The 2,347-nt window shown below is 33.9% G+C and carries 2 protein-coding genes and 1 pseudogene; 1 reads left to right on the top strand and 2 read right to left on the bottom strand.

The genetic code is table 11. The annotated features are described in order from the left end of the window. Nucleotides 1–169 (top strand): annotated as a pseudogene (locus FNW07_RS13960) (carotene hydroxylase); the annotation flags it as partial. Between the two features lie 242 nt (nucleotides 170–411). Here the strand turns inward: FNW07_RS13960 and FNW07_RS13540 are convergent. Then, nucleotides 412–1,860 carry an IS1182 family transposase gene (locus FNW07_RS13540; protein WP_144265644.1) on the bottom strand — a complete coding sequence of 483 codons (1,449 nt, stop codon included), beginning with the start codon at nucleotides 1,858–1,860 and terminating at the stop codon, nucleotides 412–414. Nucleotides 1,861–2,051: 191 nt separating this feature from the next. Continuing rightward, the coding region (locus FNW07_RS13535; protein ID WP_144265643.1) for a LexA family transcriptional regulator at nucleotides 2,052–2,347 on the bottom strand (296 nt) is incomplete at its 5' end.

The raw sequence follows: 2,347 nt of genomic DNA, 5'->3' as shown, positions 1-2,347 counted from the left end.
GATTCATGATGTCTTGATTCATCAACGATTTAAGTGGTTTAAAAATACCAATAATAAGTATTTAATTGGCTTGCGAAAAGCACACAAAGTACACCACAAGCATTTGGGTAAGGAAGATGGCGAATGCTTCGGGATGTTGTTCGTGCCTTTCAAATATTATAAAATATAGCAATTTTATTTGGGCGTGACCCGCAAAAAAAAGCGGGTCGGGTTATACGGAGGGTACTGAAAAACCTCGTTTATTTTGATTAGCGTTCTTTTTTAGACAATAAAAAAACGCTTGTAACAGGATTTTAAGCATCCGTTATAAGCGTTTTTATTTTTGCAACTGTTTTTTATTGTAGGTTGTAAGAGTCGGTTTTTGACTTTTACAGGGTTCATTTGGAAAAATGTATGTGTAGATTCCATTTTCTACATTAATTTGAGTATTCTTTTTAAGTTGACTGTAAAAATTGCTAATGCTCCTTGCATTTGCATATTGGTAATACCGTATGATATTGCTCTATCATAACCGTGTACATTTTTTAACTCGCTATTTTTGGCTTCTATCTTGTATCGATGTTTTGCTTTCTCTTTGTAATATTCTGTTTCTTGAAAAGCCATTTGGTCTTGATGCAATTCTGATTTTATGGATACCGAATACGTTTTTGTCTTGGCTCCATCTTTATAACAGCCTTCTTTTAAAGGGCAAGACTTGCATTTTTCGACATCAAAATAATAAGTATCTACTTGATTTTTTCCGACATCTTTAGTGCCTTGGCGCGCTTTTCGTATTGCTAAATGTCCTGCTGGGCAAACAAACCTATCGGCATCTTTATTGTAATCGAATTTATCTTCGTTTTTTCTAAATCCTTGTGTTATCGATGGATTTAGTCTTGCTACTACTTTAATATTTTGTTCACTTGTGATCTTAAGGTTTTCTTTTCCAGAATAAGCCGCATCGCCAATAATGGTATCGACATCAACTCCGTTTTCTTGACTAATTTCTAAAAGTTTAGGCAATTCTGGTCCATCGCCTTTTTCTCCCGATGTAACTACAGCTGCAGTAATGATGCGCTCTTCGGTCATTGCCAAATGGGTCTTGTAGCCAAAAAAGGAACTCTCGGCAGATTTATGACCTATTTTTGCATCGGTATCTTTGGATAGGGTTAAATTTTCTTGAGTATCTTCTACGGTTTCTTTTAGCAGATTTAATTTTTCTTTCACTGCAGGTATTGAACTTATAGATGGCTCATTTTCTATACGTGTTTCCAACTCTTTGCAATAAGCCAGTTCCTTTTCTAAATCATTGTCGGTATTTTTTTCAGGCATACGTTCTTTGAATTGGTCGTCAAAGGTGTATACTGTTTTTCGAAGTAACTTTGAGCGTTCTCTCAATACTTCTATGGCTAAAAATGGATTGGATCTTGATAAAGTATGTGTGGCATCGACGATGATAGACTTCGAACGAATTATTCCTTTTTCGACAGCAATGGTTACTGTTTTGTTTATCAATAGATTTAATAAATCGGTGTCTTTCAAACGTAGTTTTCTAAATTTTGTCAACGAACTAGAATTGATAACATCGTCTTCTGGATTCATATCCAAAAAATATTTAAAGGACATATCGTAACGCGAACGTTCCACTACATCAACATCGGAAACGGTGTAAATTGTTTTAAGAAGCAAATACTTGAACATACGAACAGGACTTTCTGCCATACGCCCATTAGTGGTGCAGTATTTATTTAACAACTCGTCATAAATAAAGGAAAAATCAATTAAATCGTTGATTTTTCTTAATATATTTTCCTTTGGAACTATTAAATCATACAACGTAGAATGCTCGCTGAATTGTATTGTTTGTTGCTGTACTAACATCTAAAAACCCTTATAATTATAGCTAAATATACGAAAAAAGGAGCAGAAAAACTAAGATTTCTACTCCTTAAATTATTGTATTTATTCCTTAAAGGACTTTTTCAGTACCCTCCAATCATCTGGGGCGGGTTTTTGTTTTTGAAAAACATTTTCTTAAGAACTCCCTTCTTCAAGACAATACATAAACTATTTTAAATCTTCTTTATAACATAAGTCACAATACCCCAAATGATCAATTGATTTTCTTCGGTAACTTTTATAGGAGAATAATTAGGATTTTCAGGCATGAGATACAAACAATCTTTCTCGAGCTGAATGCGTTTCACTGTAAATTCTCCATCAATAAAACAAATGGCAATTTTATTGTTTTGAGGTTCCAGACTTCGATCCACCACAAGCACATCTTTGTCATTTATACCCGCATCAATCATCGAATTTTCTTTGACTTTGATATAAAAAGTGGCCAAAGGATTTTCACTTAGTTCTT

The organism is Flavobacterium sp. GT3R68, from assembly GCF_007109225.1.
GTDB lineage: Bacteria > Bacteroidota > Bacteroidia > Flavobacteriales > Flavobacteriaceae > Flavobacterium.
Note: the sequence above shows the minus strand (reverse complement) of the source record. Positions and strands in the feature narration are given on the sequence as shown.

Bases quoted from the DNA above. Each gene is read 5' to 3' on its own strand.
- FNW07_RS13540 (WP_144265644.1), bottom strand. From the start codon at position 1,860: ATGTTAGTACAGCAACAAACAATACAATTCAGCGAGCATTCTACGTTG.